Source organism: Cellulosimicrobium sp. RS (assembly GCF_046159675.1).
Taxonomy (GTDB): Bacteria; Actinomycetota; Actinomycetes; order Actinomycetales; family Cellulomonadaceae; genus Cellulosimicrobium; species Cellulosimicrobium funkei.
This window is the reverse complement of record NZ_JBJXVU010000001.1, coordinates 593,222-612,931: the sequence shown is the minus strand read 5'-3', so window position 1 is coordinate 612,931 and position 19,710 is coordinate 593,222. Positions and strand designations below refer to the sequence as shown.

The window sequence follows — 19,710 nt, the reverse complement described above, 5'->3', positions numbered from 1 at the left end:
CGACCCGGGCCGGGGATCATTCCCGGCCGGGCTGCGTCGGCGGTCAGCGACCGGGGAGGCGCACCACGGAGACGAAGAAGTCGTCGATCTGCCGCACGACGTCGATGAAGCGGTCGAAGTCGACCGGCTTGGTGACGTAGGCGTTGGCGTGCAGCGAGTAGCTGCGCACCACGTCCTCCTCGGCCTCCGACGTCGTGAGCACGACGACGGGGATCTTGCGCAGCGCGTCGTCGGCCTTGAGCTCGGCCAGGACCTCGCGCCCGTCCATCCGGGGCAGGTTGAGGTCGAGGAGGATGAGGTCGGGCGTCGGGGCGCCCGCGTGCTCGCCCTCCTTGCGCAGGAACTGCAGCGCGCTCACGCCGTCGGACACCACCGAGAGGCGGTTGGTGACCTTGTGGTCCTCGAACGCCTCGCGGGTCATGAGCACGTCGCCCGGGTCGTCCTCCACCAGGAGGACGTCGATCGGCTTGCTGCCGTGGCTCATGCGGGGCTCTCCTCGTCGTCGGGGCGCGCGGGGGCCGGAGCGTCCGGACCGGCGCCGCCGGGGTCGGAGCGAGCGTAGCCGACCTGCGCCTGGACGTAGGCGTGGGCGAGCGTGAAGCGGATGGTCGTCCCGCCCTCGCGCGGCTCGATCCAGATGCGCCCGCCGTGGTACTCGACGATGCGCTTGCACAGCGCGAGGCCGATGCCCGTGCCCTCGTACACGTCCTTGGCGTGCAGGCGCTGGAAGATCACGAACACGCGGTCGGCGTACTGCGGGTCGATGCCGATCCCGTTGTCCTCGACCGACAGCTCCCAGTGGGTGTCGCGCGCGAGCACGCCCACGTGCACGGCGGGCGCCCGGTCCGGGTGGCGGAACTTCAGCGCGTTGCCGACGAGGTTCGCGAGGAGCTGGCGCAGGAGCGCCTGCTCCCCCACGACGACGGGGAGCGGGTCGTGCGTGACGCGCGCCCCGGACTCCGCGATCTTGTCGGAGAAGTCCTCGAGCACGCCCCGGAGCTCGTCCTCGAGGTCGACGTCGACGCGCTCGGTGCCCGTCCGGCCGACGCGGGAGAACCCGAGCAGGTCCTGGATGAGGCGCTGCATGCGCTTCGCGCCGTCGACCGCGAAGTCGATGTACTGGTCGGCGCGGTCGTCGAGCTCGCCCCCGTAGCGCTTCTTGAGGAGCTGCGTGAAGCTCGCGACCTTGCGCAGCGGCTCCTGGAGGTCGTGCGAGGCGACGTACGCGAACTGCTCGAGGTCGCGGTTCGAGCGCTCCAGCTCGCGCGCCTGCTCGGCGAGCAGCTCGTGCGAGCGCGCCGCGTCCTCGTGCGACGCCTTGATCTCCGCGACCTGGCTGACGAGCTCGACGCGCATGTGCTCGACGTCCTGCGCGAGGTCCGCGATCTCGGCGGGCCCGGACGTGACGACCGGCTCGTCGAGGCTCCCGGAGCTCACGCGCCGCACCCGGTGCGCGAGCTCGGCCATGGGTTCGGTGACCCAGCGCTTGAGGCAGACCCACAGGATGATGCCGACCGCGAGCGCCGAACCGACGAGGACGAGGACGCTCCCGAACAGCGCGCGGCTCCACCGGTCGAGCGCGTCGAGGCGTTCGACGCGCTCGTCGCGCAGCTGGTCGACGTACTGCGCGGTGTCGGCGCGCGCCGCCGCGAAGAGCTCGGCGCCGCGCGCCTGGTCGACGGCGCGCACGCGCCCGGGGCCCTGGGCCTCGGTGGTCGCGATGGCGGGCTCGGCCGCGTCGGAGACCCAGGCGCGCACCGAGGACTCGGCCTGGGTGAGCGTCCCGGCGAGCTCGTCGTCGAGGCCGAGGCGGTCGACGAGCGCGGCGTCGGGGACGACGCCCTCGGCGTCGACGCCCACCGCGCGCGTGTAGGCCTCGAGCGCCGTCGCGTCGCCCGTGGCGACGTAGGCGCGCACCGCGACCTCGGCGTCGAGCAGGCCGACGTACGCGCCGTCCGCCTCGCTCACCGCATCGAAGAACGGCCCGGTCACGTCGGTCTGGAGGGTGAGGACGCGCGACAGCGCGATCGCGGACGTCGCGAGCACGCCGAGGAGGATCACCCCGGCGACGACGAGCGCCCAGCCGAGCCGCCGACGCAGCGTCGGGGCACGACGCTCGCCCGCGCGCCTGCGGTCGCCGGCGGCGCTCACCGGGCCCACTCGTCCGAGTCGGCGAGGGTGGCCGACCGCTCGCCCGGGGAGGTGCCCTTGCCGTCCCACCCGAGCACGAGGAGGGCCGCGTCGTCCGCGAGGGGGCCGCCGTGGAGGTCGCGCACGCGACGGAAGACCCGCTCGACGACGCCCTCGACGCCCTGCTCCAGCGCGCTGTCGACGGCGCGGCGCAGGCCGTCGACCCCGACGCGCTCGGGGCGGGTCCGTGCGTCGCCCGCCCCGGCTCCCGCGACGGTCGCCTCGACGAGGCCGTCGGTGTAGAGCATGAGGGCCCAGCGCTCGCCGAGCTCGACCGGCTGCGACGTCCAGCCGCCCGCGACCGGGATGCCCAGGGCGCGGCCGCGCGACGTCGGCGTGATCTCCGACGCCGTGTCGCGCAGCAGCAGCGGCGCGAGGTGGCCCGCGAGGTAGACCTCGGCGCTGCGTCGGTCCGCGGAGACGACGACCTGGCACAGCGTGACGAAGACCTCCGGGCGCGCGCGCTCGGGCACGAGCACACGCTCGAGCAGCGGCAGGATCGCCTCCGGCTGGGTCTCGCTGAGGACGATGGTGCGCCAGGCCGTGCGCAGCGTCGCGCCGAGCGCGGCCTCGTCCGGGCCGTGCCCCGCGACGTCCCCGATGACGCACAGGACCGTCCCGTCCGGGCGCTCGACCGCGTCGAAGAAGTCGCCGCCGAGCAGGCCGTTGCCGCCCGGCACGTAGCCGACCATGACGTCGAGGCGGTCGTCCTGCACGAGCGGGGTCGGCAGGAGCGCACGCTCGAGGCGCGCCGTCTCTGCCGCGCGGACCTCGCTGCGGTACAGCGCGCGCTGCTGCTCGACGGACATGCGGCGCTGGACCGCGTAGCGCACGGACCGCCCGAGCAGGTCGCCGTCGACCTCCCCCTTGACGAGGTAGTCGTCGGCGCCCGCGGCGACCGCCTGCACGCCGAGGTCGATGCCCGAGTGGCCGGTCAGGACGACGAGCGCCGGCGGCCGCGACCCCGCGCGCACGCGCTCGACGGCGGACAGGCCCACGGAGTCGGGCAGGCCCAGGTCCAGCAGCACGCAGTCGACGTCGTGGGAGACGACCATCTCGAGGGCACCGTCCAGGGTCGTCGCACGGTGCAGCTCTACCTTGAGGTTGCCGTCGGCCAGCAGCTCCTCGACGAGGATCGCGTCCCCGTCGTCGTCCTCCACGAGCAGGATCCGGAGCTCGTCCGTCGGGGCCAGCACGGCGCGCCCCGGGCGCGCCTGGTCCGGTCCGGCGGCGTCGTCGCCGCGCGCGGAGGGTCGGCCCGGGGCTCGACGCTCGCTCCCGGTCACGACGCCCGCTCCCCTCTGGTCGCCATGGGCCACGATCCTAGCCGCAGGCGCGCGTCCGGCCCGGTCACGGCGCCGGGACGCGCCGGTCGTCGGTCCCCGGGACGGTCGTCGTACGCCATAATGGACGGCCGCGCGGGCGGCGCGGCGCCGGTCGAGGAAGGGACAGCGTGGGACGCAACGACGAGCTCCGGCTCGAGCAGGAGGTCGTGGACACCCTCTACGCGCGCCTCGACGAGCTGCGGGCGGCCGCCCGGGCACGCCTCGACGAGGTCCGGCGGTCCGGCCCGTCGGGCTCGCCGCAGAACCGCAGCGAGCGCGACGCGTTCGCGACGCTGTACGAGGACCGTGTCGCGCAGCTCGACGCGGTCGAGGACCGCCTCGCGTTCGGCCGCCTCGACCTCGACGACGGCACCCTGCGCTACGTCGGGCGCATCGGCCTCACCGACGAAGAGCACTCGAGCCTCCTCACGGACTGGCGCGCGCCCGCCGCCCAGGCGTTCTACCGCGCGACGGCGGCCCACCCGGACGGCGTCGTGCGCCGTCGGCACCTCGTGACGCGCGGTCGTGCCGTGACGGGACTCGAGGACGAGCTCCTCGACCTCGACGCCCCCGAGGCCGTGACGGGCACGACGCTCTCGGGCGAGGGCGCGCTGCTCGCCGCGATGGCCGCGGGCCGCACGGGACGCATGGGCGACATCGTCGCCACGATCCAGTCGGAGCAGGACGCGATCATCCGCTCCGAGCTCGCGGGGGCGCTCGTCGTCCAGGGCGGGCCCGGCACGGGGAAGACGGCGGTCGCGCTGCACCGCGCGGCCTACCTGCTGTACGCGCACCGGCGGCTGCTGGAGCGCTCGGGCGTGCTGCTCGTCGGCCCCAGCCTCTCGTTCCTGCGCTACATCGACCAGGTGCTGCCGTCGCTCGGCGAGACCGGCGTCGTGAGCACGACCATCGCCGACCTCCTGCCCGGCGTCGTCGCCGACGGCGAGGAGGACCCGCGCGTCGCGCGCGTCAAGGGTCGGGCGGTCATGGCCCGTGCGGTGCGCCGGGCCGTGCGCGCACGCGAGCGCGTGCCCGCGGCCGACGTGCCGGTCCGGCTCGACGGCCACGACCTCGTCATCCGCCGCCGCGACGTGCGCGACGCCATCGCGAAGGCGCGGCGCACCCACAAGCCGCACAACCTCGCGCGGGTCACGTTCGTCCGCGAGATGCTCTCGCGCCTCGTCGAGCAGTACGGGCGCCAGCTCGGCGAGCCGCTCGTCGGCGAGGACCGCGCGCTCGCGCTGGAGGACCTGCGCTCCCACCGCGACGTGCGCGTCGCGCTCAACCTGGCCTGGCTGCCGCTCACGCCCGAGCGCCTCGTCGAGGACCTGTGGACCAAGCCGCACCGGCTCGCCGAGGCCGCGCCCGAGCTCTCGCCCGAGGACCGGCGGCTGCTCGAGCGGCCCAAGGGTGCGCCGTGGACCCCCGCGGACGTGCCGCTCCTCGACGAGGCGGCGGAGCTGCTCGGCGAGGACGACCAGGCGGAGCGGGCCGAGGCCGCCGCGCGCGCGGCGCAGCGCGCGCAGGACCTCGAGTACGCGCGGCAGGTGCTCGAGTCGTCCGGTGCGGGCGGCGGGATCGTCGGGGCCGACGTCCTCGCCGAGCGGTTCGCCGCGAGCGGCCCGCGCCTGACCACCGCCGAGCGCGCCGCGCAGGACCGCACGTGGACCTACGGCCACGTCGTGGTCGACGAGGCGCAGGAGCTGTCCGCCATGGCGTGGCGCATGCTCGTGCGCCGGTGCCCGACGCGGTCGTTCACGGTGGTGGGCGACGTCGCCCAGACGTCCTCGCTCGCGGGCGCCCGGTCGTGGAAGGGCATGCTCGACCCGGTCTTCCGCGACGCGTGGCGGCTCGCCGAGCTCACGGTCAACTACCGCACGCCGGCCTCCGTCGCGGACGCGGCCCGACGCGCGGCCGTCGCGGCCGGCCTCCCGGTCTCGCCGCTCACGTCCGCGCGCGACGTCGAGGACGCCCTGCGCGTGGTCGAGGTAGCACCGGGCGCGCTGGAGGCACGCGTCCGGGCCGAGGCCGAGGCCGCGCGCGCCGAGTTCGTCGCCGCGGAGTCCGGCCGCGTCGCCGTCGTCGCGGCCGCGCCCGCGGTCCCCGCGCTACGGGCCGCGCTCGGGCTCGCCGACGCGGGCGGCGAGGACCCGGTCGTCGTGCTCGACCCGGTTCAGGTCAAGGGGCTGGAGTTCGACGCCGTCGTGCTGGTCGAGCCCGCCGACGTCGCGACCGGGCCCTCGGGCCCGTCCGACCTGTACGTCGCCATGACGCGGCCGACCCAGCGCCTCGTCGTCGTGCACGCGCGCCCGCTGCCCGCCGGCGTCGCCCCCGCGCCGTCGGACGACGCACGGGGCGCCGGAGCCTGACAGCGGTCGCGTCCGGGCGCGGGGTCACCTCGTCCCGAGGGTCAAGACCCGTTTGGTCCGGACCGCGGGACGGGCGCACCATGGGGGCGTGCTACGCGCCCTCCTCCTCGAAAACCTGCACCCCCTCGCCGCCTCGAACCTCGAGGCCGCGGGCATCGACGTCACCGTCCGCACCGGGGCCCTCGACGAGTCCGAGCTGATCGAGGCGCTCGACGGCGTCCACCTGCTCGGCATCCGGTCCAAGACGAACGTCACGGCGAACGTGCTCGAGAACGCCCCCGACCTGGTGGCGCTCGGCGCGTTCTGCATCGGCACGAACCAGATCGACCTGCGCTCGGCCGCGACGCAGGGCGTCGCCGTGTTCAACGCGCCGTTCCAGAACACGCGCTCCGTCGTCGAGCTCGCGCTCGCCGAGATCATCGCGCTCACGCGCCGCCTCACCGAGCGCGACCGCGCGCTGCACGAGGGCCGCTGGGACAAGTCGGCGGAGGGCGCGCACGAGGTCCGTGGCCGCACGCTCGGCATCGTCGGCTACGGCAACATCGGCACGCAGCTCTCGGTCGTCGCCGAGAACCTCGGCATGTCGGTCGTCTTCTACGACACGGCGGAGAAGCTCGCGCTCGGCAACGCGCGCCGCATGGACACGCTCGACGAGCTGCTCGAGCAGGCCGACGTCGTCACGCTCCACGTCGACGGGCGCCAGGGCAACGCCGGGCTCTTCGGCGCCAAGCAGTTCGCCCGCATGCGCCCGGGCTCGATCTTCCTCAACCTGTCGCGCGGCTTCGTGGTGGACTACGGCGCGCTGCGCGAGGCGATCGTCGAGGGCCGCGTGGCCGGCGCCGCGGTCGACGTCTTCCCGCACGAGCCCAAGCGCAAGGGCGACGCGTTCGACTCCGAGCTGCGCGGCCTGCCGAACGTCATCCTCACGCCGCACATCGGCGGCTCGACGGAGGAGGCCCAGGAGGCGATCGGGCAGTTCGTGTCCGCCAAGCTGCGCGACTACCTCACCACCGGCTCCACGACGCTCAGCGTCAACGTGCCGAACCTCGCGCTCGAGCAGACGACGGGCATCACGCGCATCACGCACCTGCACCGCAACACCCCCGGTGTCCTCGCCGCCGTCAACGCGACCCTGGCCGAGCACGGGACGAACATCGAGGGCCAGCTCCTCGCCACCCGCGGCGAGATCGGCTACGTCGTCACCGACGTCGGCTCGCGCGTGGAGCCCGCCGTCATCGAGGCGCTGGCCGCGATGGAGCAGACGATCGCCCTGCGCGTCCTCGACTGACGCGGCCCAGCACCCCGGGACCCTTCGCCGCGCGCGGCCCGTCCGCACGCGGCGAAGGTCCTCGGCGGCCGTGACCTTCGCCGCTGAGCGCCTCTCGCGCGCCGGTGCCACGATGAGGCATGACCGGATACACGCACGACGCGCCGCAGATCCTCGACGCCGACGCGTCGTGGGACCTCGTGGAGGGGACCCACGTCGCACGCCTCGCCGTGAGCGTGCGGGGCGAGCCGGACATCTACCCCGTGACCGTGCGGGCGCACGAGCGCACGCTCGCGTTCCGCACGGTCCCCGGCACGAAGCTCGCGACGCTCGCCATCAACGAGCGGGTCGCCCTGGAGTGGGACCACGTCGACGACGACGGGGCGTGGAGCGTCGTCGCGCGCGGCACCGCCCACCGTCTGCGCACCGAGCACGAGGTGGATCCCGTCCGGGAGGGTGCGGACCCGCTCGTCCCCACCGTCGACGTCCCGACCGAGGAGTGGGTCGTGGTCGAGGCCCACGAGCTCACCGGACGACGCTTCGCGCGCGCGGAGCCCTAGTCCAGCGGGCGCACGACGTCCGGCCGCCCCGCAGGGGACGACCGGACGTCGGGGGTGCTGCTCAGCCGGACTTGCGGCGGAAGGTGCGCTGGACCGGTCCGACGGTCTCCGAGCCGTGCACGGAGCCCGTGTTCGACTCGCCGTCCGCCGTGCGGTGGCGCGCGGCGTTCTTCCGGTCGAGCGCCTCCCGGAACTTCGCCTTGGCCTCCTCGGTCGGTGCGGTCTCTGCAGCGGGTCGCTGCTGGTCGGACGCCATGGCGGTCTCCTCGTCGACGGGGAACTCGGTGGGGGCACTGCGGTCGGCCCGACGCTGCGGGCACCCCGCCAGCCTCCCTCACCGGGCGGCCCGACGCCACCTCATTTGTCCGCTCGGACCGGCCGTCCCGGCCTTGCGGGCGCCGGCGCTGGGGACCGCGCCGCGAGCGCCGACGACCGCGCGGCGAACGCCGTCGGGTAGCGTCGGGACGTGTCGCCCGACCCCACGCCGCAGGCCTCCCCCGCTCCTCCCCACACCACAGGCGGTCCCGCGCCGGCGCGTGCCGCGCTCCCGCACCGTGCGCTCGGCCGGAGCGGCCTGCGCCTGCCGGAGGTCGCGCTCGGGCTCTGGCAGAACTTCGGCGTCGCCGACCCCTTCTCGACGCAGCGCGAGATCGTGCTGCGCGCCGTCGACCGTGGCGTGACGCACCTCGACCTCGCGAACAACTACGGGCCGCCCGGCGGCGCCGCGGAGGAGTCGCTGGGCCGGCTGCTCGCGCGCGAGCTCCGGCCCGTGCGCGACGAGCTCGTCGTGACCACCAAGGCGGGCTACCGCATGGGCCCCGGCCCCTACGGCGAGGGCGGGTCCCGGAAGTACCTGCTCTCGTCCCTCGACGCGTCGCTGCGCCGGCTCGGGCTCGACCACGTCGACATCTTCTACTCGCACCGCTACGACCCCTCCACCCCGCTCGAGGAGACCATCGGTGCGCTGGCGACGGCGGTCCGGTCGGGGCGCGCCCGCTACGCCGGCATCTCGTCGTACTCGGCGCGGCGGACGCGCGAGGCCCTGCGGGTCGCGGCCGACGCCGGGGTCGAGCTCGTCGTCACCCAGGTCTCCTACTCCATGCTCAACCGGTGGATCGAGGCGCCCGACCCGCACGACGAGGCGGGGGCCACCGTGCTCGACGTCGCGGGCGACGAAGGGCTCGGCGTCGTCGCGTTCTCCCCGCTCGCCCAGGGCATGCTCACGGACCGCTACCTCCACGGGGTCCCGGACGGGTCGCGCGCAGCGCGCGGCGGGCCCCTGCGCCCGGCGTTCCTCTCGGAGGAGAACCTCGACCGCGTGCGCCACCTGGACGAGCTCGCACGCGCCCACGGACGGACGCTCGCGTCCACGGCGATCCGCTGGGCGCTGCGCGACCAGCGCGTCACGTCGGTCCTGCTCGGCGCGAGCTCGACGCGCCAGCTCGACGACAACCTCGCGGCCCTCGACGCCCCCGACCTCTCCCCGGAGGAGATCGCGGCCGTCGACGCCCTCCCCGTGGACACGGGCATCAACATCTGGGCGTCGCGGTCCAGCGACCTGTAGCGCCGCGGCCGCGCGCAGCCGTGTCCGGCTGTGCGGACCGAACCTCGGACCGAGCGCGAGGCGCGGGACCGTCGCGTGACTGTCAGGGCTGGGGTGCAGCCTCGCGGTCGGTCGCGACGTCGTCGGTGGCCTCGGCCGCCGCACGGCCCGCCGCCGCCTCGCGCTCCTCCCGGTCGACGCGCAGCGACGTGATGGCGCTCTCGAAGTCCTCGAGCGAGTCGAACGCCTGGTAGACGCTCGCGAAGCGCAGGTAGGCGACCTCGTCGAGCTCACGCAGCGGCCCGAGGATCGCGAGACCGATCTCGTAGGCGTCGAGCTCGGCGCTCCCGCTCGCGCGGATGGTCTCCTCGACGCGCTGCGCGAGGACGGCGAGGTCGTCCTCGTTCACCGGGCGCCCCTGGCAAGCCTTGCGGACGCCGTTGACGATCTTCTCGCGCGAGAAGGGCTCGGTCACGCCGGACCGCTTGACCACGGACAGGCTGGCGGTCTCGATCGTGGTGAAGCGGCGGTTGCACTCCGGGCACTGGCGTCGCCGGCGGATGGAGGCACCGTCGTCGGACGTGCGGGAGTCGACGACGCGGGAGTCCGCGTGACGGCAGAACGGGCAGTGCATGGCGGGCTCCTCCGCGGGTCGCGCCGACAGGTCGGCGCGACGAACGTATGTCGTCGCGGGCGCGCGGTGCAACACGCCGACGACGCGCCCGGCCCTGGGCAGCAGAACGGGGGCGGTCGAAGTCGACCGCCCCCGTCGGGACGCCCCCGTCCCCATCTCGCGCGCGACTCGCCTCGCGCGCGGCGACGTGCACAGGAGTCGCGGTGGTCCGCACACTCCTCGCCTCGTCCGCCCAGCCCCCCAGCCGGCGTGTGAGGTGACACTAACTTAGGCGGACCTAAGGCGCCGGCGCAACCCTCGGCCGCAACCTGTCGCGCGTCGGCGCCGTGTGCTGCGTCACAGGACCTGGACCGCCGCCCGCGCGTCGCGTCACCGCTCGGCGACCGGGAGCAGGATGGTCTGGCCGGCCTGCACGCCGGACGAGGACAGGCCGTTCAGCTCCACGAGCCCGCTGACCACCTCACGGAGGTCTTCCCCCGGGGTCGCGACGCCCTGGGCGAGCTCCCACAGCGTCTCCCCCGCGCTCACGACGTGGACGCGGACCTCGACCGGCTCCCCGGGCCCGCTCGCGACGGCCAGCCCGACCCGCGCCGCGAGGACGAGCACGACGGCCACGAGGAGCACGAGGACCGCACGGCCGCGTCGCGTGAGCCGCAGCGGAGCCTCCGGGCGGGCGCCTCGCTCCGCTGCGCCGCCCCGCCCGAGCGCGGACGGCGCTGCCGTCGCCATCGCCACCGTGTCCATGTCCCCTCCGTCCCGGCCCGCGAGCCCGATCGCCTTCCCCGGTCGATCGGACCCGCGCGCCCGTCTCATCTCCACGCCGACCCGTTGCGGTCGAACACCTGTACGTAGAACATCTGTACGAAGGTCTATCACGAACGGCCGACAGAGTCGAGACATGCTCGAACAGGTGTTTGATTCGTGTCGCATCCTCCCCTAGCCTGGGGTCAGGTCGGTTCGCCGGACATGTCCGCTCGGACCCGGAGGGGCGACCGAGGTCCCGGGGCACACGCCCCGGGGAGGGGAGGCCGCAGGCCCGGCTGGCGCCGGCGGCACGCGACGGACGAGGGCGGAGCGACCATGGCGGGACGAGGCACGGACAGGGCACGGGGGCTCGCCGAGGTGCGCGAGCTGCCGGACGGGTCGGCAGGGGGTGACGGGCTCACCCCGCGCCAGCGGCTCGTGCTCGAGACCATCCGCGCGTGCGTCGAGCAGCGCGGCTACCCGCCGAGCATGCGCGAGATCGGCGAGGCCGTCGGGCTCACGAGCCCGTCCTCCGTCAAGCACCAGCTCACCACGCTCGAGCGCAAGGGGTTCCTGCGGCGCGACCCGAACCGTCCGCGCGCCATCGAGGTGGTCCAGCCCGACGACGCCCGCCGCGCCACCCCGCTCGCGCCGGCCGGGACGGCCCCCGAGCCCGCGTACGACGAGGCCCACCCCGCGCCGTCGTACGTCCCCGTCGTCGGCCGCATCGCCGCCGGTGGCCCCATCCTCGCGGAGCAGGTCGTGGAGGACGTCTTCCCGCTGCCGCGCCAGCTCGTGGGCGAGGGAGAGCTCTTCCTCCTGCGCGTCCAGGGCGACTCAATGATCGACGCCGCGATCTGCGACGGCGACTGGGTCGTCGTGCGGCGCCAGCCGGTCGCGGAGAACGGCGAGATCGTGGCCGCCATGATCGACGGCGAGGCCACCGTGAAGAGCCTGCGGCGCGCCGACGGCCACGTGTGGCTCATGCCGCACAACGCCGCGTACGACCCGATCCCCGGCGACGACGCCCAGGTGCTGGGGCGCGTCGTCTCCGTCCTGCGCAGCCTCTGAACGGTCCCCGAGCGGCTCCGGGCGCCCCTCCGGGCAGGCTCGGGACACGACGAGAGCCGGGCGGTCCCTCGACCGCCCGGCTCTCGTCGTGCCGGGCCCGACGGGCCCGTGGCTCAGAGCCCGAAGCGTCGCGCGACCGCGCGCAGCGACTCCGCGGACGAGCGCAGGCCTGCGAGCTCGTCGTCCGCCAGCGGGACCTCGACGCGCTCCGTCGCGCCCCGGCGGTCGACGAGCGTCGGGAGCGACAGGCAGACGTCCTCGAGCCCGTAGATGCCGTCGAGGAGCGTCGACACGGGCAGCACCCGGTGCTCGTCGGCGAGCACCGCCTCGATGATCCGGGTGCCCGCGAGCCCGACCGCGTAGTTGGTCGCACCCTTGCCCTCGATGATCCGGTAGGCCGACTGCACGACCTCGCGCGCGATCTCGTCGCGCACGTCGCCCGTGAGCGGTCCCCGACCGCCGATGCCCTGCCACTCGAGCAGCGGCGCGCCGCCGATCGTCGCGGAGCTCCAGAGCGGGATCTCGCTGTCGCCGTGCTCCCCCGCGATGTACGCGTGCACGTTCTGCACCGCGACGCCGCAGTGCTGCGCCACGAGGAACCGCAGCCGCGAGGAGTCGAGCACGGTGCCGCTGCCGAAGAGCTGCGTCGGGGGCAGCCCCGAGAACTTGAGCGCCGCGTACGTGACGATGTCGACGGGGTTGGTCACCATGACGTAGACGGCGTCCGGGGCGACCTCCACGAGGCCCGGCAGGATCGTCCGCATGAGCCCGATCGTGCCCTCGGCGAGGTCGAGGCGCGTCTGGCCCGGCTTCTGCTTGGCGCCGGCCGTGACCACGACGACGTCGGCCCCCGCGCACACCGCGACGTCGTCGGACCCCTCGACGCGCGCCATGGGCATGAACTGGATGCCGTGCTGGAGGTCGAGGACCTCGGCCTCGACCTTCGCGCGGTTGACGTCGAGGAGCGCCACCGTGCGCGCCGCGCCGCGCATGAGCGCGGCGTAGGCCAGCGTCGAGCCGACGGCACCGGCGCCGACGATCGCGAGCTTCGTCGTCCGCGCTCCCCCTCCCGGACCGCCCGTGGTCGCGTCGCCGGTGCCCTGCGGTGACGTGCTCGTCATGTCGCCTCCGTGAAGTCGCTGGAAAGGGCTCAGCCTAGGGCGGCGAGGCGGCGGAGCGCAGCGGTGGCCACGTCGCGGTCGGTCGTCTGCCAGAACCCCGGCATGGACCGCGTGAGGAACGACCCGTAGCGCGCCGTCACGAGCCGCGGGTCCAGGACCGCGACGACCCCGCGGTCGGCCGTGGACCGCACGAGCCGCCCGGCACCCTGGGCGAGCAGGAGGGCCGCGTGCGTCGCGGAGACCTGCATGAACCCGTTGCCGCCCGCGGCCTCGACGGCCCGAGCCCGCGCCGACCTCACCGGGTCGTCCGGGCGCGGGAACGGGATGCGGTCGATGAGCACGAGCTGGCACGACGGCCCGGGCACGTCCACGCCCTGCCACAGCGACAGCGTGCCGAACAGGCACGTCGCCGGGTCCTCGGCGAACTCCCGCACGAGCGTCGGCAGCTGGTCGTCGCCCTGGCACAGGACCGGCACGTCCAGCCGCTCGCGCATCGCCTCGGCCGCGGCCACCGCGGCGCGCCGCGAGGAGAACAGACCGAGGGTCCGACCGCCGGCGGCCTCGACGAGCGCCGCGATCTCGTCGAGCTGGTGCTCGGTCGACGCCTCGCGGCCGGGCGTCGGCAGGCGCTTCGCGACGTAGAGGATGCCCTGGCGCGGGTAGTCGAACGGGCTCCCGACGTCGAGCCCGCGCCATCGCGGCGCGTCGCTGTCGCCCGCGTCCGCGGCTCCGCCCGTCGCCGCGGGACCGAGCCCGAAGGTGCGCGCGACGGCGTCGAAGCTCCCGCCGAGCGCGAGCGTCGCGGACGTGAAGACGCCGGTGCGCTCCGCCAGCAGGTGGGTGCGGATGAGGCCCGCCACACCGAGCGGGGCGGCGTGCAGGCGGCTCGCGCCGTCGCCGAAGCGGTCGCCGGACCAGCCGCCCTCCCCGGGCCGCGAGCACCACAGCACGTCGTGGCCCGTGGGGTCGGCCGCCATGCGCTCGGCGACCTCGAAGAGCTGCAGCATCGTCGACTGCGCCATCTTCAGGCCCGTGTCCGGCTGGGCCGGCTTGGTCACGCCCGTCTCGGGCTTGAGCGTGGAGAGCACCTCGCGCGCGGCGTCCCGCACCGCCGCGACGGCGGAGCGCGCGGCGTCGGGCAGGCCGTCGGGGAAGCGCTCGGCGGGCAGCGACCCGACGACCGTGCCGAACGCCGCGGACGCGGCGTCGAGCGCGTCCGTCGTGACCCCGCCGTGGCGGCGCGCGAGGCGCGCCGCGCTCTCGATCGCCGGGACCGACAGGTCCACCGTCGCGGCGGCCGTGACGCGGTCCGCGAGCTCGTGCGCCTCGTCGACGACCAGGACGTCGTGCTCGGGCAGCACCCCGGGCGACCCCATGGCCGCGATGCCGAGCATCGCGTGGTTCGTCACGACGACGTCGGCCTCGCGCGCCGCGGCGCGCGCCCTCTCGGGAAAGCACTCGGCGAGCAGCGGGCAGCGCTGGCCCAGGCACTCGAGCGCCGTGACGGAGACCTGCCGCCACGCCTTGTCGCTCACGCCGGGGACGAGGTCGTCCCGGTCGCCCGTGGGCGTCTCGTCGGCCCACTCCCGCAGACGCACGACCTGCTCGCCGAGGGCCGCCATGCTCGTCCCGCCGCGCGCGGCAGGGTGGTCGGCGGCGCCCGCCGCCTCGCCGGGGAGGTCGAAGAGCGTGGGCTCGTCCGCGGGGTAGCCGCCCGCGATCTTGTGCACGCACAGGTAGTTGTGCCAACCCTTGAGGAGCGCGATCGACGCGGGCCGCGGGAGGCGGTCCGCGACGGCGTCGGCCACGAGCGGGAGGTCCCGCGTGATGACCTGGCGCTGGAGGGCGAGGGTCGCCGTCGAGACGACGACACGCTCGTCGGTCGCGACCGCGTGGCGGACGGCCGGCACGAGGTACCCGAGCGACTTCCCCGTCCCGGTCCCGGCCTGGACCACGAGGTGCTCGGAGCCCTCGATGGCGTCCGTGACGGCACGCGCCATGGTCCGCTGGCCGTCGCGCCGCGCGCCGCCCAGGCGCGTGACCGCGAGGTCGAGGAGCTCCTCGACGGCGGGCACGTCACCGGCCGCCTGCCCGGGCGCCTCCGTGTCCGGACGGTCGGGCACGGGAGCGGTACGGGTGGAGGGGGGCACCTGCCGATTCTACGGTCGGGCACCCACGCGGCGGGGGCCCTGTGGACCGGCCCGGGACGCACGCGACCCCGCGCAGCCGTGGCCGCGCGGGGTCGTGCGTGGGGCCGACGCCGGGTCCAGCGGGCGGGCCCGCCGCGCCGCCGGGAGGCCCGGGGGGGCGGCTCAGCTCCCGGCGGAGGCGCCCACGAGCTCCGTCGCGAGGGCCTGGGCGACACGGCCGCGCAGGAGCGTGCCCTCGGGCGTGTGCTCCTCGTGGTCGATCTCGCCCTCGGTGTGCACGCGGTGCACGAGGTCGCCCCGGTGGTACGGCACGACGACGTCGATCTCGACGTCCGGGCGCGGGAGCTCGTGCGCGATGAGCTCGCGCAGGTGCTCGATCCCCTCGCCCGTGTGCGCCGACACGACGACCGTGCGGCGCTCGCGCAGCCGGATGCGCGCGATCGTCTCCGGGTCGGCGAGGTCCGCCTTGTTGAGCACGATCACCTCGGGCACGTCCTCCACGCCCGGGATGTCGGCCAGGACGTGGCGCACCGCCGCGATCTGGCCCTCCGGGTCGGGGTGCGACGCGTCCACCACGTGCAGCAGCAGGTCGGCGTCGCCGACCTCCTCGAGCGTCGAGCGGAACGCCTCGACGAGCTGGTGCGGCAGCGCGCGCACGAACCCGACGGTGTCGGCGAGCGTGTAGACCCGGCCGTCCTCGGTGCGCGTGCGGCGCACCGTGGGGTCGAGCGTCGCGAACAGCGCGTTCTCGACGAGCACGCCCGCGCCGGTGATGGCGTTGAGCAGGCTCGACTTGCCCGCGTTCGTGTAGCCCGCGATCGCGACGGACGGCACGGCGTGCCGCTTGCGCGACGCGCGCTTCGTCTCGCGCCCCGGGGCCATCGCCTGGATCTCGCGGCGCAGCTTGGCCATGCGGTTGCGGATGCGCCGGCGGTCCAGCTCGATCTTCGTCTCACCGGGACCGCGCGACCCCATGCCCGCGCCGGCGCCGCCGACCTGGCCACCGGCCTGGCGGGACATCGACTCGCCCCAGCCGCGCAGGCGCGGGAGGAGGTACTCGAGCTGGGCGAGCTCGACCTGGGCCTTGCCCTCCCGCGACTTGGCGTGCTGGGCGAAGATGTCGAGGATCAGGGCGGTCCGGTCGATGACCTTGACCTTGACGATGTCCTCGAGCGCGCGCCGCTGGGAGGGCGCGAGCTCGCCGTCGATCACGACCGTGTCCGCGCCGCTGGCGGCGACGACGTCGGCGAGCTGCGCGGCCTTGCCGGAGCCCAGGTACGTGCCCGGGTCGGGCTTCGCGCGGCGCTGGATCACGCCGTCGAGCACCTGCGAGCCCGCGGTCTCCGCGAGGGCGGCGAGCTCGCGCAGCGAGATCTCGGCCTCCTCGGCGGACGTGGGCGCGCCGTCCTCGCGCGGGTCGGAGCCGGGGCTCCAGAGCCCGACGAGCACGACCTTCTCGAGGCGCAGCTGCCGGTACTCGACCTCGGTGACGTCCTCGAGCTCGGTCGACAGGCCGACGACGCGGCGCAGCGCGCTGCGCTCCTCGAGCTCGAGCTGCTCGCCGTCGTGCTCCGTGTGGACCGTGCCGCCCTCGGCGCGTGCCGTCCCGGCCCGAGCGAGCACCCGCGCCACGACGTCGCTCGCGATGTCCCGCGTCGCGCCGGTCGGCTCGTCCTGAGCCGAGGTGGGGTTCGGAGTGTTCGCAGGGGTTGGGCTCATGTGCCGCCTTCCGTCGGTGGTGGGCGCTCGTGCGTCCCGGGTGTGACAACAAGCGTGGCACGCGAAATCGTCCCGAGGCCAGTGGTTAAGCCCACGACGGGCGGCCCGGACGCGCCGCGCCGCCTCCTGACGTGGGCGCGCCCGCGTAGGATCGGCCGACGTGACCGAGGACCAGGACCCCGCCGTCGACGCCGCGCCCGACGGCGCGGCGGACCACTACTTCACCGCCCGGCCCGCGTCCGCCGCCGAGCGCCGCACGATCTCCGTGCGGCTCGCGGGCCGCGACGTCGAGGTCGAGGTCGCCTCGGGCGTCTTCTCCCCCGGCCGCCTGGACCTCGGCACGCAGGTGCTCCTGCGCACCACCCCGCCGCTCGACGACGTCCTCGCGGCCCGGCCCGACGACGGCCCCGCCCATGTCCTCGACCTCGGCTGCGGCTGGGGCCCGGTCGCCCTGACGATGGCCCTGGAGGCGCCGGAGGCGACCGTGTGGGCCGTCGACGTCAACGAGCGCGCGCTCGACCTCGTGCGCCGCAACGCGCAGCGGCTCGGGCTGGACAACGTCCGTGCGGTCCTCCCGGACGACGTGCCCGACGACGTCGCGCTCGCCGCGCTGTGGTCGAACCCGCCGATCAGGGTCGGCAAGGACGTCCTGCACGGGATGCTCCTGCACTGGCTGCCCCGGCTCGCGCCGGGCGCGAGCGCGCACCTCGTGGTGCAGCGCAACCTGGGCTCGGACTCGCTCCAGCGCTGGCTCGCCGAGGCGCTGCCCCCGCTCCTGCCGGGCGCGGTCGTCGAGCGCGCCGCGAGCGCGAAGGGGTTCCGCGTCCTCGAGGTCGTCGCGCCCCGCTGAGCCGGCGGTCAGACCGGCGCGCGGTCGCCCTCGGACGCCGCCGCGACCGGCTCGGCGGGCGGGGCGGTCACGTGGCCGTCCGCGCCCTCGTGCGCGTCCTCCTCCGGCGGGACCGGCGTCCCCGGGACGAGCGCGGCGAGGTCGATCTCCCCCGCGTGGACGAGCACCGCGGGACCGGCGAGTTCGACGCGGCCGCCCGGGAGCGCCCGCACGCGCACCGTGCCGCCCGGGACGTCGACGAGGTAGGTGTCCGGCGCGTCGGGGCCGCCCCACACGCGGACCGCGAGCGCCGCCGCGCACGCGCCCGTGCCGCACGACGGCGTCTCCCCGACGCCGCGCTCGTGCACGCGCATGCGGACGTGCCCGACGACGGTGCCGTCGTCCGCGGTCGTCTCGCCGAGGGGCACCACGAGCTCGACGTTCGTCCCGTGGGACGGGTGCGGCTCGACGACGGGCGCCTCGGTGAGGTCGGCGCGCTCGAGCACGTCCTCGCGCGCGACGGCGAGGACGGTGTGGGGGTTGCCGAGGTCGACGCTGAGCGCCGGGCGCGGCACCTCCCAGCCCCGCACGACGACGGTCGCGTCGTAGCCGTCCTGGAGCGCGGGGCGGCCGCCGGGGAGGAACCACGGGCCCATGTCGACGGCGAACCAGCCGTCGTCCTCCTTGCGCACGCGCTTGACGCCCGCGCGCGTGCCGACCGGGACCTCGGTGCCGCCCGCGAAGCTCACGAGCCCGAGGCGCTCGGCGAAGGCCGCGAAGACGCGGACCCCGTTGCCGCACATCTCGGCGACCGAGCCGTCGGCGTTGCGGTAGTCCATGAACCAGATGGCGTGCGGGTCCTCCGCGAGCACGTCGCGCGACTCCGGGACGAGCGCGGTCGGCACGAGGCGGATGACGCCGTCCCCCCCGACGCCGCCGCGGCGGTCGGCGAGGGCGCGCACGAGCTCGGGCGTGAGGTCGAGCTCGCCCTTCGTGTCGGCGAGGAGCACGAAGTCGTTGCGGGTCCCGTGGCCCTTGGTGAAGCGGGTGCGCGTCATGAGCCCAGACTACGGCGCACGGGCGCGCTGCTGTCTGCCTCGTCCGGCCCGACGGCGGTGCCCGGCACGGTCGCGGGGTCGTGCCCGTCCGTGCCCTGCGCGGCAGTGCGCTCGTCCGCCGCGGCGACGAGCGCGAGAGCGTCCTCGACGCGTGTCGGCGACTGCGCGTCGAGCCACCCGACGCGCGGGTCCCGGCCGAACCAGCCCATCTGCTTGCGCGCGAGGCGGCGCGTGTTCGCGGTGACGGCCTCGCGCGCGGCCTCCTCCGTGGTCTCGCCGTGGAGCGCGGCGAGCACCTCCGCGTAGCCGACGGCGCGCCGGGCCGTGCGGCCCATGCCGTGCGCCTCGACGCGGCGCACCTCCGCCACGAGGCCCTGTTCCCACATCCGCTCGACGCGGCCGGCGACCCGCGCGTCGAGCACGGCCCGGTCGCAGTCGAGCCCGATCTGCACGGTCGGGCGGACGTAGACCTGGCGCGGGAGGTTCGCCGTGAACGGCTCGCCGGTGAGCTCCATGACCTCGAGCGCCCGGACGAGCCGGCGGGTGTTGGCCGGGCCGATGCTCGCGGCCGCCGCGGGGTCGCGCCGGAGGAGCTCGTCGTGCAGCGCGCGCGGGCCCTGCTCCTCGGCGCGCGCCTCGAGCGCCGCCCGCACGGCGGGGTCCGTGCCCGGGAAGCGCATGTCGTCGAGGAGGGCGCGGACGTACAGCCCGCTGCCGCCCACGACGACGGCGCGCGCCCCCCGGGCGGCGATCTCGTCGAGCACGCGGCGGGCCTCGCTCTGGTAGCGGGCCACGGACGCGTCCTCGGCGGGGTCGAGCACGTCGAGGAGGTGGTGGCGCACGCCGCGGCGCTCGGCGACGGGGACCTTCGCGGTCCCGACGTCCATGCCGCGGTAGAGCTGGTAGGCGTCGGCGTTGACGATCTCCGCGGGCGCCCCGGGGACGGACAGGCGCTCGGCGAGGTCGAGGGCGAGGTCGGACTTCCCCGTGGCCGTCGGCCCGACGACGGCGACGACGACGCCCGGGCCTGCGGGGTCGTGCTCGGTCTTCACCCGCGCAACGGTACCGTCCGGGCGGTCGGCGGCCCGAGGCGTGTGGGCGAGGATGCGTAGGGTGTCCGTGGTCGGTCC

At 75.4% G+C, this 19,710-nt stretch carries 17 protein-coding genes; 6 read left to right on the top strand and 11 right to left on the bottom strand.

Translation table 11 applies throughout. From position 1 onward, the window contains the following. Nucleotides 1-43: 43 nt before the first annotated feature. The 3 genes from ACI769_RS02760 to ACI769_RS02750 are packed head-to-tail and all read right to left on the bottom strand — an operon-like array spanning nucleotide 44 to nucleotide 3,476. Nucleotides 44-484, bottom strand: coding sequence for a response regulator (locus ACI769_RS02760; RefSeq protein ID WP_021482350.1), 441 nt, complete (start codon nucleotides 482-484; stop codon nucleotides 44-46). Continuing rightward, entirely contained in the window at nucleotides 481-2,151 is a 1,671-nt protein-coding gene (locus ACI769_RS02755) for an ATP-binding protein (protein ID WP_085388793.1), read from the bottom strand. The genes ACI769_RS02760 and ACI769_RS02755 overlap by 4 nt, the downstream gene beginning before the upstream one ends. After that, nucleotides 2,148-3,476: a PP2C family protein-serine/threonine phosphatase gene (locus ACI769_RS02750; protein ID WP_409141110.1), complete on the bottom strand. Its 1,329-nt coding sequence runs from the start codon at nucleotides 3,474-3,476 to the stop codon at nucleotides 2,148-2,150. The genes ACI769_RS02755 and ACI769_RS02750 overlap by 4 nt, the downstream gene beginning before the upstream one ends. Nucleotides 3,477-3,643: 167 nt before the next feature. Here ACI769_RS02750 and ACI769_RS02745 point away from each other — a divergent pair, with 167 nt between their 5' ends. From ACI769_RS02745 to ACI769_RS02735, 3 genes are all read left to right on the top strand, one after another. Then, entirely contained in the window at nucleotides 3,644-5,884 is a 2,241-nt protein-coding gene (locus ACI769_RS02745; protein ID WP_085388088.1) for an AAA family ATPase, read from the top strand. Between the two features lie 88 nt (nucleotides 5,885-5,972). Further along, the gene (gene serA, locus ACI769_RS02740; RefSeq protein ID WP_043654536.1) at nucleotides 5,973-7,172 is read left to right on the top strand and encodes a phosphoglycerate dehydrogenase; all 1,200 of its coding nucleotides are present in this window, start codon (nucleotides 5,973-5,975) and stop codon (nucleotides 7,170-7,172) included. Between the two features lie 119 nt (nucleotides 7,173-7,291). Further along, complete coding sequence (locus ACI769_RS02735; RefSeq protein WP_034655066.1) at nucleotides 7,292-7,711, top strand: pyridoxamine 5'-phosphate oxidase family protein; 420 nt, start codon at nucleotides 7,292-7,294, stop codon at nucleotides 7,709-7,711. Nucleotides 7,712-7,772: 61 nt separating this feature from the next. Here the strand turns inward: ACI769_RS02735 and ACI769_RS02730 are convergent, their stop codons facing one another. Next, complete coding sequence (locus ACI769_RS02730; RefSeq protein WP_031316400.1) at nucleotides 7,773-7,967, bottom strand: DUF5302 domain-containing protein; 195 nt, start codon at nucleotides 7,965-7,967, stop codon at nucleotides 7,773-7,775. A 210-nt stretch (nucleotides 7,968-8,177) separates the two neighbouring features. Between ACI769_RS02730 and ACI769_RS02725 the strand changes: the two genes are divergently transcribed. Further along, entirely contained in the window at nucleotides 8,178-9,275 is a 1,098-nt protein-coding gene (locus ACI769_RS02725; RefSeq protein ID WP_144722833.1) for an aldo/keto reductase, read from the top strand. Between the two features lie 82 nt (nucleotides 9,276-9,357). Here ACI769_RS02725 and nrdR read toward each other — a convergent pair whose 3' ends face one another. Both nrdR and ACI769_RS02715 read right to left on the bottom strand, forming a co-directional pair. Continuing rightward, nucleotides 9,358-9,888: a transcriptional regulator NrdR gene (gene nrdR, locus ACI769_RS02720; protein WP_043654539.1), complete on the bottom strand. Its 531-nt coding sequence runs from the start codon at nucleotides 9,886-9,888 to the stop codon at nucleotides 9,358-9,360. A 369-nt stretch (nucleotides 9,889-10,257) separates the two neighbouring features. Continuing rightward, complete coding sequence (locus tag ACI769_RS02715; RefSeq protein ID WP_051028136.1) at nucleotides 10,258-10,632, bottom strand: LysM peptidoglycan-binding domain-containing protein; 375 nt, start codon at nucleotides 10,630-10,632, stop codon at nucleotides 10,258-10,260. Nucleotides 10,633-10,968: 336 nt separating this feature from the next. Between ACI769_RS02715 and lexA the strand changes: the two genes are divergently transcribed. After that, nucleotides 10,969-11,703 (top strand): transcriptional repressor LexA, encoded by a 735-nt coding sequence (gene lexA / locus ACI769_RS02710; RefSeq protein ID WP_031315073.1) that lies wholly within the window; start codon nucleotides 10,969-10,971, stop codon nucleotides 11,701-11,703. Between the two features lie 113 nt (nucleotides 11,704-11,816). On the opposite strand, the gene ACI769_RS02705 is transcribed toward lexA, so the two are convergent. From ACI769_RS02705 to hflX, 3 genes are all read right to left on the bottom strand, one after another. Continuing rightward, nucleotides 11,817-12,824, bottom strand: a complete 1,008-nt coding sequence (locus ACI769_RS02705) for an L-lactate dehydrogenase (RefSeq protein WP_021479748.1) — start codon at nucleotides 12,822-12,824, stop codon at nucleotides 11,817-11,819. A gap of 29 nt (nucleotides 12,825-12,853) precedes the next feature. After that, on the bottom strand, nucleotides 12,854-14,947 hold the full coding sequence (locus ACI769_RS02700; RefSeq protein WP_370512511.1) for an ATP-dependent DNA helicase: 2,094 nt from the start codon (nucleotides 14,945-14,947) through the stop codon (nucleotides 12,854-12,856). Between the two features lie 189 nt (nucleotides 14,948-15,136). Next, nucleotides 15,137-16,693 (bottom strand): GTPase HflX, encoded by a 1,557-nt coding sequence (hflX, locus tag ACI769_RS02695; RefSeq protein ID WP_085388090.1) that lies wholly within the window; start codon nucleotides 16,691-16,693, stop codon nucleotides 15,137-15,139. A 160-nt stretch (nucleotides 16,694-16,853) separates the two neighbouring features. Between hflX and ACI769_RS02690 the strand changes: the two genes are divergently transcribed. After that, a complete protein-coding gene (locus tag ACI769_RS02690) occupies nucleotides 16,854-17,543 on the top strand; it encodes a class I SAM-dependent methyltransferase (protein ID WP_076406521.1) in 690 nt (229 codons plus the stop codon). Nucleotides 17,544-17,551: 8 nt separating this feature from the next. On the opposite strand, the gene dapF is transcribed toward ACI769_RS02690, so the two are convergent. Both dapF and miaA read right to left on the bottom strand, forming a co-directional pair. Beyond that, nucleotides 17,552-18,580, bottom strand: a complete 1,029-nt coding sequence (gene dapF / locus ACI769_RS02685; protein WP_144722832.1) for a diaminopimelate epimerase — start codon at nucleotides 18,578-18,580, stop codon at nucleotides 17,552-17,554. Further along, entirely contained in the window at nucleotides 18,577-19,632 is a 1,056-nt protein-coding gene (miaA, locus tag ACI769_RS02680; protein ID WP_409141109.1) for a tRNA (adenosine(37)-N6)-dimethylallyltransferase MiaA, read from the bottom strand. The genes dapF and miaA overlap by 4 nt, the downstream gene beginning before the upstream one ends. Between the last annotated feature and the right edge of the window lie 78 nt (nucleotides 19,633-19,710).

Bases quoted from the DNA above. Each gene is read 5' to 3' on its own strand.
- lexA (WP_031315073.1), top strand. From the start codon at position 10,969: ATGGCGGGACGAGGCACGGACAGGGCACGGGGGCTCGCCGAGGTGCGC.
- ACI769_RS02760 (WP_021482350.1), bottom strand. From the start codon at position 484: ATGAGCCACGGCAGCAAGCCGATCGACGTCCTCCTGGTGGAGGACGAC.
- dapF (WP_144722832.1), bottom strand. From the start codon at position 18,580: ATGACGCGCACCCGCTTCACCAAGGGCCACGGGACCCGCAACGACTTC.
- ACI769_RS02735 (WP_034655066.1), top strand. From the start codon at position 7,292: ATGACCGGATACACGCACGACGCGCCGCAGATCCTCGACGCCGACGCG.
- nrdR (WP_043654539.1), bottom strand. From the start codon at position 9,888: ATGCACTGCCCGTTCTGCCGTCACGCGGACTCCCGCGTCGTCGACTCC.
- ACI769_RS02705 (WP_021479748.1), bottom strand. From the start codon at position 12,824: ATGACGAGCACGTCACCGCAGGGCACCGGCGACGCGACCACGGGCGGT.
- ACI769_RS02715 (WP_051028136.1), bottom strand. From the start codon at position 10,632: ATGGACACGGTGGCGATGGCGACGGCAGCGCCGTCCGCGCTCGGGCGG.
- ACI769_RS02730 (WP_031316400.1), bottom strand. From the start codon at position 7,967: ATGGCGTCCGACCAGCAGCGACCCGCTGCAGAGACCGCACCGACCGAG.
- hflX (WP_085388090.1), bottom strand. From the start codon at position 16,693: ATGAGCCCAACCCCTGCGAACACTCCGAACCCCACCTCGGCTCAGGAC.